Here is a 14,767-nt window from a genome sequence, read left to right as displayed (position 1 = left end):
GGGTCCGGGGGAGCCGGCGATGATGGGGGTCATCGTCCGCTCGATCTCGTGGTGCCCCATCACCGGGCCCGCCTGCGGGGCCGGGACGACGAGATCGCCCGGGCCATGGCCGAACTGCGCGGCGCCCACGGTCGGTCGGTCCTGGTCGTGGGTGAGGCCGGAAGCGGCAAGACCGCCCTGCTCGGCCAGCTCGTGCACGACCTGGCCGTCGACACGGAAGTGCTCACCGTCCGCGGCAGCGTGGCGATCGCCGGATCCGACTACGCGAGCCTCGGGCTGCTGGTCAGCGAGCTGAGCGAGGCCGACCTGACCCACCCGTTCCTCGTCGTCGACGGCCTCACCCGGCTGCTGCGCGACCGGGCGAACGGCCGGCCGGTCGTCATCGGCGTCGACAACGCCGACTCCATCGACGCCCGTAGCGTCGTCGTGCTCAACGAGCTCTGCGCCCGGGGTGTGGTGCGGCTGATCCTGTGCACCGCCGAGGCGGAGCTCCTGGACCCGGTGCTGCAGCAGCTGGTGTACTCCGGCGGCCTGCAACAGATCGACCTGCCGCCCCTGAGCCTGGCGGACGCCTCCCTCCTGCTCGCCGACGAACTCGGGAGCGCGCTCTCCCGGATGGCGTCCTTCACGATCTGGGAGGCGGCGGCGGGCAATCCCCGGTACCTCCAGATGATGCGGATGAGCCTGCTCGCCGAGGACCGGCTGGTGCTGCGCGACGGCATCTGGGTGCTGCGGGATCTCACGGGCAAGGGCGAGCGCAGCCGCCGGCGCACCCTCGAGCGGCTCCACGGCATGCGCGAGGAGCACCGCCGGGTGGTCGACATCCTCGCGTGCGTCCGGGAACTGCCGTTGCCCCTCCTGCTCGACCTCGCCGGTCACGAGGTCCTGGACGAACTGCTCACCCTGCGCCTGCTGCTCGTCGACCAGCGGCGGGCCCCTGCGGTCCGCCTGCGGCACCCCGGTCTCGGCGACCTCGTGCGCGCGGAGATGCCGCTGCTGAGGCGTCGCGCCCTGCACGCCGAGGTGCTCGCCGTCGTCGGTACCCGGCCACTGCCGGTCGCCACGCGCGCAGGACTGATCGAGTGGGCGGTCGACGCTCGTGAGCCAGTGGCCCCCGAGGACGTGCTCGCGGCGGCCGAGTACGCGCTCCAGGCGCTGGACCCGGCCCGGGCGGCCCACCTGGTGGAGAGCTTCCCCCGCGCGCCGGACGACGTGCACGCCGTGGTGATCACGATCGACGTGTTCTGCGCGTCGGGCGAGTTCCGGCGTGCCGAGCGGGAGCTGGCGCGGTGGGAGCAACTCGGCCTTCCCGTCACCGACGCCGAGTTCGTAGCCCTGGCCATCGCCGAGCAGGCGGTGTATCGCAACCTGCCGGACGGGTACGAGCGAGCCGGTGCCGCGCTGATCGCCGCCCGCGTCCGCGCCGACGGCGACGAGGGACTGCTCTCTCGCATCGTCACCGCCGAGGTGGAGCTCGCCGCCCACCAGGGGCACTACGCGGACATCGTCGGCACGCACCTGCCCGACGGAGTCGAGGCATCCCTGCCCACGGCCGGCACCGTGCTCTCCGCCGACTGCATCACCCGGCTCGGGTGGATGGCCGAGGCCCTGGCACACGTCGGGCGCACCACGGACGCGCTCCGGCTGATCGCCGCCACGGGCGCCGCCTTCCCGCTCGACGGGGTCTCGCCGATGGCGCGGTTCGCCTTCACCGAGCACGAGTTCTTCATCCGGATGGTTGCCGTCGACTTCCTCCACTCGCGCCAGCTGGTCGCGCAGGGGATGGAGGAGACGGACCGTCCCCCGGGTCCCATCGTCCTGCTCGTCGGTCTGTGGGAAGGGCTGATCGACAGTTTCACCGGTCGCCACGAGCAGGCGCTCGAGTCCTTGCGGCCGGTCATCGCCCAGCTCGCCGTCGACGGTCGGGCCTCCGTGTTGCCCGTCGCGCTCGGCGCAGCCGCCTACAACAGCGCCCAGGTCGGGCAGGCGGAGGAGGCGGCCGCGTTCCTCGCCCGCCTCGACGCGTACCGGGGCAACCCCGAGTGGCTGGTGCGTCGTTACGCCGAGTACTTCCGGGCCGCGTCCCGCCTGGTGCTGGAGGAGGACCGCGCCGCGGCGACCGCGGCACTGCTCGAGCAGTCGCACCTCGAGGAGGAGCGGGGACTGTTGCAGCTGGCCTTCGATCTCGCCCTGACCGCGATCGTGACCGGTGACGGGATGGCGGTGCAGACGACCCGTCGACTCGCGGAGCGGGTGCAGGGTCCGGCCGCGGCGATGGCGAGGGACCTCGCGGCGAGCATGGAGAGCGGTGATCCCGTGGGCCTGATCGCCGTCGGTGAGACCGCCGAGGGTCTCGAGCTGGACGCTGTCGTGGTCGCGGTCGCGGAGCGGGTGCTTCAGATCGAACCGCTCGGGGCGGCACATCGGCGTGCCGCCCGCGGGTTGCTGCAGCGGGCACAGCAGCGGACCGCGACGCCGGCGTCGGCCTCCCGGCGGCTCGAGGCGCTGACCGTGATGGAGCAGGAACTCGCGGTCGCCGTCGCGGACGGCGCGTCCAACGAGGAGCTCGGCCGTCGCCTCCACCTGTCCCGCCGCACGGTCGAGTGGCACCTGACCAACATCTACGAGAAGCTGCCCGTCACCGGCCGCGGTGAGCTCGCCGCGCTGGTCGACCGCGCCCGGTCGGCGTCATGAGCGTCCTCTCGCCCCTGCTGCAGGGCAGTCGCAGGGACGTGGCCGAACACGTCGCCACCCAGCTGCGTGCGGGCGTGGGCGGCGGCAGCCTCGTCCGCGGGGACATCGGGATGGGCAAGACCATGATCGGGCAGGGCGTGCAGGACCTGCTGGACGGAGCGCTGCCGATCTCGGCCGTCCTGGCCACGAGCAGCCTGGCCAGTGTGCCGTTCGGCGCGCTCGGGCCGTACCTGAGCGGGCTGAGTGCGCGCGACGTCGACTCGCCGGTGGCGGTGATGCGGCAGCTGAACGCGCGGTTCCACCCGGACGCCGCCGGCCACGTGCCGGTCCTCGTCCTCGACGACGCGCAGTTCGTCGACGAGAGCAGCGCCGCTCTGATCGCCCAGCTCGTCGCCGGTGGGCAGCTGCGGCTGGTCGCGCTCGCCCGGGCGTCGGCCGACCTGCCCACGGACCTCCTCCAGCTGACCATCGACGGGCTGCTCGACGAGATCGACCTCCGGCCGATGGACGAGGGGGAGATCCAGCACCTGTGCGAGACCGTCCTGGCCGGCCCCGTGCTGCACAGCGTCGGCGGCTACCTGGCGCGGGCCTCGGAGGGCAACCCGATGATGGCCCAGGCCCTGATCGAGGGGGCCGTGCGCACCCACAGCCTCGTCCGACGGCGCGGTGTGTGGATCCTGGTCGGGGAGTTCCCCAGCGCCGAACTGCCCCTGACCGAGGTGATCAAACGGGAACTGGTCGGCCGGCCCCCGGCCGAGCGGCGGGCGCTCGAGCTGGTGGCCCTGGCCGATCCGCTGCCCCTGCACGTGGCCGAGCGGCTGGGCCACCGGGAGGCGATCGCCCAGCTGGAGGCGGCCGGCATCCTCACGGTCAGCCAGGACGAGCAGCCCGTCGTGCGGCCGAACCACCCGCTCTACGGCGACCTCGTGCGGGCTCTCGTGCCGCGCGGCCGGTCCCTGCTGATCCGTCAGCAGCTGGTGGAGCAGATGGACTTCGATCCCTACTCCTTCGACGGGCTGCTGCACCATGTCGCCTGGTCGCTCGACTGCGGTATCCGGGTCCCGGACCAGCACCTGATCAAGGCGGCCCGGCTGGCCAACCAGGTCTACAACCCTGACTTCGCGCTGCGTGCCGCCAGCGTGGTGACCGCCCCGGAACTGGTGGGGCAGGCCCAGGCGGAGATCGCCCGCGCCAATTTCCTGCGGGGCAACACGGCGCGCGCGGTCGAGATCGCGGATTCGCTGGCGAGGACGTCGACGGAACCGCTCGTGGTGGCGGCGGCCGTCATCCAGATGGCCCAGATCCATCTCCAGACGCTCGGACTGCCCACCCCGCTGCGTGCCGACGCCCGGCTGTGGAGCACCGCGCTCGAGCGGATCGAGGCCGACCGGTCCCTCAGCGAGTACGAGCAGGCCGTGATGGGGCATGCGCGGATCGGGATCGAGCTGATCGAGACCGGCGCCCTCCTGCTCGAGGCCCGGTACGACGGGCTGGAGGAGCGGCTGCGGGCGATCGTGGCCAGCCCCGACCAGAACGTGGCCTGCCGTGTGGTCGCCCTCACCCAGCTCGGCGAGGTGCTCGCATGGACGGGGCGGCCCCGGTCCGGTGTCGCGTGCACGCGCGAGGCGTTCGCCCTCATGCAGCAGTCGTCCGCGCTGGCCGGGTTCCACGAGTACGTGCTGACCCGTCACGTGATCGCGTGCATCCACGTCCCGCTCTGGCAGGACGTCGCCGCCATGATGAAGGCCTACAGCGATCGCGGGCCGGCCAACCTGCTGTACTTCGGCGGCGCGGTGGGCTTCGTGCGCGGCATGATCGGCGTCCTCACCGGCGAGGTGGACGAGGGCCTCGGCCACCTCGTGCCGGCGGTGGAGGCGCTGCGGGAGTCCGACGTCGAGAACTGTCTGCCGCTGGCGCTCGGGGTGACCGCGTTCGCCGCGTCCCTGCGGGGCGACGAGGCGCTGGTCCGGCGGTCGCGCGAGGACTTCGAGTGGCTGCCCACGCGGGAGGACGACCCGAAGTACCAGATGGCCGAGGCGTTCATGGCGCTCGCCTCGGCACCGATCGTCGGTGTCGACGCCGCCCTCGACGCGCACGAGGCCGTCGCCCGGTCCAGTGCCGATCCGCACGCCGTCACCCTGGAGATCGACCTGCGCCTCTTCGGCGCGTTCCTCGCGCCGCTGCGGGACCCGGCGCGGGTGCTCGCCCTGACGGAAGGGCACGAGAGCGAGTCGGCGGGAATGCTCCGGGCGTACGCCCGTGGCCTGATCGGCGAGAACGGGGAGGCTGTCGCGGACGCCGCGGACCAGGCGGCCGCGATGGGCTACCCGCTCATCGCCCTGCACGCCCGGCGGGCGGCGGTGCCGCTGCTGGAGACCGACGGCGGGCACGCCCGCGCTCGTGCGCTGCAGCGGCTGACCGCCGACGGCGCCCGCGCCCTGGGCGTCGACGGTGCGGAGACCGACGGCGGACCCGACCTGAGCGTGCTGACCCGACGGGAGCACGAGATCGTCGAGCACCTGCTCGCGGGCCGGTCGAACCGGCAGATCGCGGCGGCGATGGGCGTCTCCGTGCGCACGGTCGAGAACCATCTCTACCGGATCTACCCGAAGCTGGGAGTGAGCCGGCGGGAGGATCTCCTGCCGGATGCGGGGTCGGCCGACGGCTCCTAGAGTGGTCGTCCGCGAGGTTCCCCGTGGTGAGAAGCCGGTTACCGGCCGGTCACTCATTTCACCCCTCGAATTAGAGTAGTCACCCCGGCAAGACCGGTAGTCAGACGGCTGTTCGCGCCAGTGAACACACCTAGACTGAGGGAGAAGCGGAAACAGCGGGGGAATGAACTGCTGGGGGACAACAGCATGGTTTCCACAGCGTTCCGCTTCACCGAGAGCAGCCCTGGGGGGACTCTGCGAGGCTGCTCGGGTGGGGGTCAGAAGCGACCGTTCGCGTCACGACCACCCGCCATCCTCCCGGACCGGCGTTCCTCGCCGAGCGTCATCGACGCCGGCCGGTTCACCGGGACGGAGGACCTGAGACGGAGTCGGCGGCGGATGGCCTTCTGAGACCAAGGCCCCCCCCAGCCGCCGCCGACTCCTTCGGTCAACAGGCTCGCCGGGCGCGTCATCGCGTCCCGGAGGACCGGTGAAGGGGGGGAACGTGACTCAGCTCGGGCAGGACGCCATCGGCGTCGGCAACACATCTCTGGACGCGATGGATCTGGCGGGGCTCGCCACGGCACGCAGCCCGCACCGCTTCGCCTCCACCACCACCATGACCACCGCGCGCTGGGTACGCCGCTACCGCGCCGGTCTGCTCGTCATGGACACCATGCTCGTCTTCGCGGGGATCCTCGGCACCCAGCTCCTCCTCCACCCGGAGGTGTTCACCGGTCGCATGCTGCGGCCCGAGCAGATGGCGCAGGCCGTCGTCGTGTTCATCGTCTGGATGGCCCTGCTCGCCATGTTCCGCAGCCGGGATCGCCAGATCCTCGGCATGGGGTCCGACGAGTACAAGGCCGTCGTCAACGCCGGCGCGGCCGCGATCGGTGCCACCGCCGTCCTGTTCCTGGCCTTCCAGGCCGACTCCAGCCGCGGCTACGTCTTCGCCGGCATCCCGGTGGCGACGGGCGCGCTGCTGATGGAGCGCTGGCTCGCCCGTCGATGGCTCACCTGGCACCGCAAGGACGGCTACTTCCTGTCTCGCGTGGTGGTGCTGGGTTCCCGCGAGGACGTCGAATACGTCATCGCCCGGATCGCGGCCAAGTCCGGTGCCGTCTTCAAGGTGGTGGCCGCCGTCATCGAGGACGACGTCACCGGCCGGGGACTGCGCACCGGCGGCGACACCATCCCGGTCTTCACCCAGGTGCGGAACGTGCCCGCGGTCGTCCAGCGGTACGGCGCCGACGCCGTCATCGTCGGCGGTCAGCTCGCGGCCGGTTCGAGCTTCGTGCGGGAACTCGGCTGGGAGCTGGAGAAGACCAGCACCCAGCTCGTGGTCGCCTCGTCGCTGACCAACGTGGCGGGCCCGCGGATCCGGTTCCGTCCGGTCGAGGGACTGCCGCTCATGCACGTCGATCTGCCGAACTTCTCCGGCAGCCGGCACGTCGTCAAACGGTCCATGGACCTGGTGCTCGCCGCGCTCGCGCTGCTCGTACTCATGGTGCCGATGGGGCTGATCGCGCTGCTCATCCGGCGGGACAGCTCGGGGCCGGCCCTCTTCCGGCAGGTCAGGGTAGGGCGGAACGGTACCTCGTTCACCATGCTGAAGTTCCGGTCGATGGTGCAGACCGCCGAACAGGACCTGGCCGCGCTGCGGGAGCAGAACGAGGGCGCCGGCGTCCTGTTCAAGCTGAAGAACGATCCCCGGGTCACCCGGATCGGCCGGCTGCTGCGCAAGACGTCCCTCGACGAGCTGCCGCAGATCATCAACGTGCTGCGCGGCGACATGTCGCTGGTCGGACCGCGACCGCCGCTGCCGTCCGAGGTCGCGGCGTACCACGGCCACACCCACCGTCGCCTCTTCATCAAACCGGGCATCACCGGGCTCTGGCAGGTCAACGGCCGCTCCGACCTGGACTGGGAGGAGAGCGTCCGGCTGGACCTCTACTACGTGGAGAACTGGTCGATCCTCGGGGACCTGATGATCATGTGGCAGACGCTGAAGGTCATGGTCGACCGCAAGGGCGCCTACTGATCACGCCCGCAGGGGCCTCCGGGGGGAGGAACGACACAGGTCATCACCGCACGAGCAGGACAGCGGTCCGGACGGTCTTCCGGACCGGGTCTCGAGGAATCAGCATCATCGGGGAGCAGGGGGACGGCACGAGTTAACTCGGCCGGCCCCTGGGGGAAGGAATCAGTCATGGGTCACACATCCGAGAGGGCGGCCCGCGCGGCTCGTCCGCTGCGGATCGCGATGGTCGGCACCCGCGGGGTGCCGGCCGCGTACGGCGGTTTCGAGACCGCCGTCGAGCAGATCGGCGCCCGGCTCGCCGCGCGCGGGCACGCCGTCACGGTGTACTGCCGCGGCACCGCCGCCGGCGGGCCGGCCGCACACCTGGGCATGGACCTCGTCCACCTGCCCGCCCTGCGGCGCAAGACGCTCGAGACGCTCAGCCACACGGCGGCCTCGGCCGCGCACCTGTGGTGGCGCAACGACCAGGACGTGGCGTTCGTGTTCAACGCCGCGAACGCTCCGTTCGTCCCCGTGATCCAGTCCCGCGGTGTCCCCGTGGCCGTGCACGTGGACGGCCTGGAGTGGCAGCGCGGCAAGTGGGGTGGCGCGGGACGCCGGTTCTACCGCACGGCGGAGGCTCTCGCGGTGCGCACGGCGGATGCGCTGATCGCGGACGCGGCCGGCATCGCCGACTACTACCGGCTCGATTTCGGTGCGGCCACCGAACTGATCGCCTACGGCGCCCCGCTGCTAAGCGACGTGCCGACGGCTCCGCTGGCGCAGGTCGGCGTGGTGGCGGGTCACTACCACCTCGTCGTCGCCCGGTTCGAGCCGGAGAACCACGTCGCGGAACTGGTCGAGGGCTACCGGGCGTCCGCCGCGAGGGAACCCCTCGTCGTCGTCGGCACCGCGCCCTACGCGGCCGAGTACACCGAGCGGATCGAGCGCGCCGCGGCCGGCGACCCCCGCATCCGCCTCCTGGGCGGCGTGTGGGACCAGGGCCTGCTGGACGCCCTGTACGCGCACGCCACGTCCTATCTGCACGGGCACTCGGTGGGCGGGACCAACCCGTCGCTGCTGCGCGCCGTCGGTGCCGGCACCCCGGTGATCGCGTGGGACGTGGTGTTCAACCGTGAGGTGCTCGGCGTCGACGGCCGGTACGTGGCGGACGCCGCGGCCCTGCCCGCCGCACTGGCCGAGGCCGAGGCGGACCGGGCGGCGCTCGCCGTGCGCGGGGACCGGCTGCAGGCCATGGCCGCCCAGCGCTACACCTGGGACGACGTCGCCGATGCGTACGAGGACCTGGCCCACCGGCTCGCGGCGGGGGAGAGCACCCGCGGCACCGCGACCGGCCGGCGCACGGGGGAATGGGAACGGACCGGCGGAGCGAGCCGGCAGCGGGAGGTGGACCATGTCTGAGCGATCGGACGGCGTCGCCCGCGAGAGCTACCGCGAGACGGTCGCTCGGCTGGCCTCGCGCCAGAAGCGTGCCGCTCCCGGCGCGCCTGCCTACTCCGTGTTCGTCAACCGTCGCGTCGGCCGCTACATCGCGGCGGCGGCCTACCGGGCGGGTCTGACCCCCGACGCCGTCACCGGCATCAGCGCCGCCCTGACGTTCGTCGGCATCGGCATGATCGCGCTCGTTCCCCCGCAGTGGTGGCTCGGGCCGGTGGTCTGGCTGCTGCTGGCGGTCGGCTACGCCTTCGACTCCGCCGACGGCCAGGTCGCGCGTCTGCGCGGCGGCGGATCGCTCGCCGGGGAGTGGCTGGATCACGTGGTCGACTGCGTCAAGCTCGCGACCCTGCACCTGGCGGTGCTGATCACCGCGTTCCGGCACTTCGCGGTGTCCGACGGGTGGCTGCTCGTACCAATGGCGTTCGGCGCCGTCGGTTCCGTCACGTTCTTCGCGATGATCCTCAACGACCAGCTCCGCCGCCACGACGCGAGCGCCGCCGTCGCGGCCGGGACCCCGATGGAGGGTTCGGCGCTGCGGTCGCTGCTGCTGCTGCCCACCGACTACGGCATCCAGTGCCTCATGTTCGTCCTGCTCGGTTTCCCGGCGCTCTTCGTCCCGGTGTACACGCTGGCCTTCGCCGCCAGTGCCGGGTTCGCCGTGCTGGCCCTGCCGAAGTGGCTGCGCGCCATGCGCCGTCACGACGCGCGGCAGCGGGGCGAGGCAGACCCTGCGCCCGATGACGGACGGATTCTCGACGCTCCCGTCGCGCCCCAGGAGCGGACGGTGCAGCCATGAGTACCGGCACGCATCGCAACGGGGCGTCCGGTTCCCGCCGCGGCCTCTGGATCGGCCTGGGCATCGTCGTCGCCGTCCTCCTCGTCGTCGGCATCGTCGCCGGGACCACGCTCGCCGCGGGCGGTGGCTCCCCGGTCGCCGGCTCGACGACGTCGAGCGCCGTACCGTCCACGACGGCGTCGGCGACGAAGAGCGGTACGGCCTCCGGGACCGCACGCGCCACGGCGTCGTCGACCGCCGCACCGACCGCGTCGGGACGCTCGACGGGGACCGCGGCAGCGGCCACGGATTCCTCGGCAGCGGGATCCTCGGCTCCGAGCTCGGCCACGGCGACGGCGCCGTCCGCGGCCGCCGCGTCCGCCGCCCAGGCGGCTCCGGTCCTGCCTTCGGGGTCCGGCAAGGGCACCGAACAGCCGAGCTTCGCCGCGGCGGCGAAGATCGGTCAGACCGCGCCGGTCGGCCAGGACGTCAGCGTCCGGGTCACCGGCATCACGGCCACGCAGGGCGTCGCCTCGGCTGTGGGGGAGCGCTCGGGGCCGGCGGTACGCATCACCTTCGAGCTGAAGAACAACACCGGGCGCGCGGTCTCCACCGCGTCGGCGGTGGCCAACGTCGAGTACGGGTCCGATCGAACGCCCGCCGACGAGCTGCGCGGCAAGCGGCCGACCAGCTTCGCGGCGTCGATCGCTCCCGGCGGCACGGCCACGGCGTCCTTCACGTACCTGGTCCCCACCGACCAGCGCGGTGATCTGCGGATCACCTTCTTCTTCGACCCGACGAAGCCGGCGGCGCAGTTCACCGGCAGCGCCACCTGATCACCTGAGCCGAAGGCACGATCATGAGCACGACCCGCAGCGGCCCCGACGGCCGCACCCGGCAGCGTCGCCGGAGCCTGATCGCCGTTCTCACCCTCATCGCCGTCCTCGGCGGCGGACTGGCCGGTGCGGCGGGCAGCGCGGCCCCCGCGAGCGCCGCCACGCCCCCCGCCGCCCAGGCGACGGCGGCCCCGCTGCCCACCGCCCAGGTGAACGGCGTCGTGTGGTCCCAGGCGATCGTCGGGGACACCGTCTACGTCGCCGGGGACTTCACGTCGGCCAGGCCCGCGGGCTCCCCGGCGGGCACCAACGAGGTGCCCCGCAGCTACGTGCTCGCCTACCGGCTGAGCACGGGTGAGCTGCTGCCCGGCTTCGCCCCGGTGCTCAACGCCCAGGCACGGGCCATCACCGCCTCCCCGGACGGCTCCCGGATCTACGTCGGCGGCGCGTTCACGACCGTCAACGGGCGGCCGGCGTACCGGATCGCCGCGCTCGACCCCGTCACCGGCGCTGCGCTGCCCGGTTTCGCCCCCGTGCCCAACTCCCGGGTCAACGTCATCGTCGCCACCGGGAACACCGTCTACTTCGGTGGCTGGTTCGGCCAGGTGGGTTCCACCGTACGGAACAAAGCCGCCGCCGTGGACGCGACGACCGGTGCCCTCCTGCCGTGGGTGCCGTCGGTCGAGAACGGTGACGTCTCCGCGCTGGTGGTCTCGCCCGACGGGAACCGCGCCGTGCTCGGCGGCAACTTCACCACCCTCAACGGCTCCGCGAACCCCGGGTACGGCATGGGCGCCGTCGACACCGCCACGGGCGCGAACCTCCCGTGGGCCGTGAACGCGCTGCTGCGGGACGCCGGTACCAACTCCGGTGTCACGTCGCTGTCGACGGACGGTACGGACGTCTACGGCACCGGGTACTCCTACTCCAAGGGCGGGAACTTCGAGGGCACCTTCCGCGCGCGGTGGGACGACGGCAGCCTGACCTGGCTCGAGGACTGCCACGGCGACACCTACAGCGCCTACCCGTCCACCGACGCCGTCTACGTCGTCGGGCACGCTCACTACTGCGGCAACGTCGGCGGGTTCCCGCAGACCGAGCCGTGGGCCTTCCACCGGGCGCTCGCGTTCTCCAAGGAGACCACCGGCACCCTGAGCAGGGAGTACCTGGGGTACACGAACTACGAGGGCAAGCCCGCCCCGAGCCTGCTCAGCTGGTACCCCGAACTGGAGCCCGGCACGTTCACCGGGCAGACCCAGGCGGCGTGGAGCGTGACCGGCAACGCCGACTGGGTCGTGCTCGGCGGCGAGTTCCCCACCGTCAACGGCCAGCCGCAGCAGGGCCTCGTCCGCTTCGCCAAGCGCTCGGTCGCCACGGCGTCGGCCGCGCCCATCAACGGGGGCGCGCTGAGCACGCCGACTCTGCGATCGATCGATCCGGGCACGGTGCGGGTGAGCTGGATCAGCAACTGGGACCGGGACGACGCCACCCTGACCTACCGTCTCGTGCGCGACGGCCGCGAGAGCAGCCCGATCCAGACGGTCACCGGCGACTCCAGCTTCTGGCGTCGTCCGGCGATGACCTTCCAGGACACCGGGCTGGACCCGGGGTCGGTGCACACCTACCGGCTGATCGCCTCCGACAGCAGCGGCAACGTGGTCAAGTCGGACAACGTCGGTGTCACGGTCGCCACGGCGGCCGACCCCGGCTACGCGGCCGCGGTGCTGCGCGACGCGCCCACCAACTTCTGGCGCCTGGGGGAGACCGGCACCACGGGAGCCGACGTCGCGGGCTTCAACGACCTGACCATGCGGTCCGGCGCCACCCGGTCCGCGGCCGGGGCCCTGCCCGACGGCGACCCCGCCACCACCTTCAACGGCACCTCCTCCGGCAACGCCTACTCGCGGTTCCAGATCCCGTCCCCGATCTCCTTCGCGGTCGAGACCTGGGTGCGCACCACCAGCACGGCGGGCGGGAAGATCGTCGGCTTCGGCAACCGGGACGCCGCCGCCTCCGGAACCTACGACCGGCACCTGTACGTGGACACCGCCGGCCGGGTGAACTTCGGCGTCTACGCCGGGACGAGCCGCTATGTGCTCTCCTCGCGGGCGGCGATCAACAACGGACAGTGGCACCACGTCGTCGGGAACTTCTCGCCGGCCGGGATGGAACTGATCGTCGACGGCGCCCGGCAGGGCACCCGGGCGGACGTCACCGTCGCCAACCCGTACCTCGGGTACTGGAAGGTCGGCGGGGACGCGTCGTGGGCCGGCAGCGGCTACCTCAACGGCACCATCGACGACACCGCCGTCTACGCCGGTCCGCTCAGCCTGAACGCGGTCGACCGGCACCTGCGCGCCGCGGGCCGCACCTCCGTGCTGGCCACCGCCCCGGCGGACGAGTACGGGGCGGCGGTGTTCCGCGAGAACCCGCAGCTGTACTGGCGTCTGGCGGACACCACGGGTACCACCGCGGCGGACTCCTCCACCGGCAACAACGACGGCGTCTACACGGCCACCGGTGTCACCCGCGGACGCACCGGCGCCCTCGACGGGGTCGCCAACACCGCGGTCGCCCTCGACGGGACCAGCGGCGCGGTGGCGTCCAGCCAAAAGTTCGTCAACCCGCAGGTCTACAGCACCGAGGCCTGGTTCCGGACGACGAGCACGGCCGGCGGCAAGATCATCGGCTTCGCGTCCGCCCAGACCGGCACCACCGGCAGCTACGACCGGCACGTCTACCTGCAGCGCAACGGCACGCTGGTGTTCGGGGCCACCTCCGGGAGCCAGCGCACCATCACCACGACGGGCGTCTACAACGACGGGCAGTGGCACCACGTCGCCGCCACCCAGGGCGGTGACGGGATGAAGCTCTACGTCGACGGCGCGCTCGCCGGCACGAACGCGGCCACCACCGCCGGGGTGTACGACGGGTACTGGCGGGTCGGCAGCGGGGCAGGCTGGTCCACCATCAACCCGTTCCTCGCCGGCACCGTCGACGAGGTCGCCGTCTACGGCGCGGTGCTGACCCCGGACACCGTGGCCTCCCACTGGAAGCTCGGGCGCGGGGTCAACGACCCGCCCACGGCCGCCTTCACCAGCACCGCTCGCGACCTGACCGTCGGCCTGGACGGCACCGGGTCCACGGATCCCGACGGCACGGTGACCGCCTGGTCGTGGGACTTCGGTGACGGCAGCACCGGAACCGGCGCCACCGTCAACCACACCTGGGCGACGGCCGGCACCTGGACGGTGACCCTGACCGTCACCGACGACCGGGGGGCGACCGCCCGCGTGAGCCACGACGTCCAGACCACCGAGCCGGCCAACCAGCCGCCCACCGCCGCGTTCACGGCAGCCCCGACCGGGCTGACCGTCGCGGTGGACGGCACCGGCTCGAGCGATCCGGACGGCACGGTGACCGCCTGGTCGTGGGACTTCGGTGACGGGAGCACCGGTACCGGGGCGACCGCCGGACACACGTACGCGACGGCCGGCACCTGGACGGTGACGCTGACCGTCACCGACAGCCGGGGAGCCACCGCCACCACCACCCGCGCGGTCACCGTGATCGACCCGTCGGCCCCCGTCGTCGTGGCGAAGGACGCCTTCACCCGCACGGTGGCCTCCGGGCTCGGCACGGCGGACGTCGGCGGGAAGTGGACGATGACGTCGACCACGGCGGCCACGAGTGTCGACGGCAGCGCGGCCCAGGCCGTGTTCTCCGCCGTCCGCACCTCCAGCGCCGCGACCCTGACGGGGGTGTCCAGCTCCGCCACGGACACGACGGTGAGCGTCGGCACCGACCGGGTGATCGACGGTGGAGGTCTGTACCTCAGCGTGATCGGCCGCAAGGCGCTGAAGAACTCCTACTACGCGAACGTGCTGTTCAAATCCACCGGTGGCGTCTCGGCGACGATCGTCAAGTCCGTCAGCGGGGTCGACACGACCGTCGCCGGCGGCCCGGTGACCGGGCTGACCTACGGTCCCGGCACCACCCTGCGGGTCCGGCTCGTCGTCGCCGGCACCGGAACCACCGCGCTGAAGCTGAAGGTCTGGGACGCGGCGTCCCCCGAACCCGATACCTGGCTGGTCGACACCACCGATGCGACCGCCGAACTCCAGACGAGCGGGCAGGTCGGCTACTCGACCTACCTGTCCGGCTCCACCACCACCCTGCCCGCCACGCTCCGGCTCGACGACCTGCTCGTCACCGAAGCCCGGTGACGAGCAGGCCCGCCGTGAAATCCCCGCATCTCCACCCTCACCCCGCCGGCACCGTCCGGTCCCACTCGGGGGATTCTCGCCAGGGATCCCCGACAGCTCCGGGAGTA

The 14,767-nt window shown here is 72.4% G+C and carries 7 protein-coding genes; all 7 read left to right on the top strand.

Going from position 1 to position 14,767, the window contains the following annotated elements; translation table 11 throughout:
- Positions 1 to 48 precede the first annotated feature (48 nt).
- The 7 genes from BGP79_RS14180 (at position 49) to BGP79_RS14150 (ending at position 14,660) form a co-directional block, all read left to right on the top strand.
- Positions 49 to 2,694: a LuxR family transcriptional regulator gene (locus BGP79_RS14180; RefSeq protein WP_076696573.1), complete on the top strand. Its 2,646-nt coding sequence runs from the start codon at positions 49 to 51 to the stop codon at positions 2,692 to 2,694.
- Positions 2,691 to 5,366, top strand: a complete 2,676-nt coding sequence (locus BGP79_RS14175) for a helix-turn-helix transcriptional regulator (RefSeq protein WP_076696571.1) — start codon at positions 2,691 to 2,693, stop codon at positions 5,364 to 5,366. Before BGP79_RS14180 ends, BGP79_RS14175 begins: the two co-directional genes overlap by 4 nt.
- Before the next feature lie 484 nt (positions 5,367 to 5,850).
- Complete coding sequence (locus BGP79_RS14170; protein ID WP_143588435.1) at positions 5,851 to 7,386, top strand: sugar transferase; 1,536 nt, start codon at positions 5,851 to 5,853, stop codon at positions 7,384 to 7,386.
- 168 nt (positions 7,387 to 7,554) lie between these two features.
- Positions 7,555 to 8,787, top strand: coding sequence for a DUF1972 domain-containing protein (locus tag BGP79_RS14165; protein ID WP_076696567.1), 1,233 nt, complete (start codon positions 7,555 to 7,557; stop codon positions 8,785 to 8,787).
- Positions 8,780 to 9,619, top strand: coding sequence for a CDP-alcohol phosphatidyltransferase family protein (locus tag BGP79_RS14160; protein ID WP_076696565.1), 840 nt, complete (start codon positions 8,780 to 8,782; stop codon positions 9,617 to 9,619). The genes BGP79_RS14165 and BGP79_RS14160 overlap by 8 nt, the downstream gene beginning before the upstream one ends.
- A complete protein-coding gene (locus BGP79_RS14155; RefSeq protein WP_076696563.1) occupies positions 9,616 to 10,434 on the top strand; it encodes a hypothetical protein in 819 nt (272 codons plus the stop codon). Before BGP79_RS14160 ends, BGP79_RS14155 begins: the two co-directional genes overlap by 4 nt.
- Before the next feature lie 23 nt (positions 10,435 to 10,457).
- Positions 10,458 to 14,660 carry a LamG-like jellyroll fold domain-containing protein gene (locus BGP79_RS14150; protein ID WP_076696561.1) on the top strand — a complete coding sequence of 1,401 codons (4,203 nt, stop codon included), beginning with the start codon at positions 10,458 to 10,460 and terminating at the stop codon, positions 14,658 to 14,660.
- Positions 14,661 to 14,767: the final 107 nt, after the last annotated feature.

The organism is Tersicoccus sp. Bi-70 (assembly GCF_001968825.1).
GTDB lineage: Bacteria > Actinomycetota > Actinomycetes > Actinomycetales > Micrococcaceae > Tersicoccus.
The sequence above is the reverse complement of the archived record's forward strand: the minus strand, read 5'-3'. Positions and strand labels throughout refer to the sequence as shown.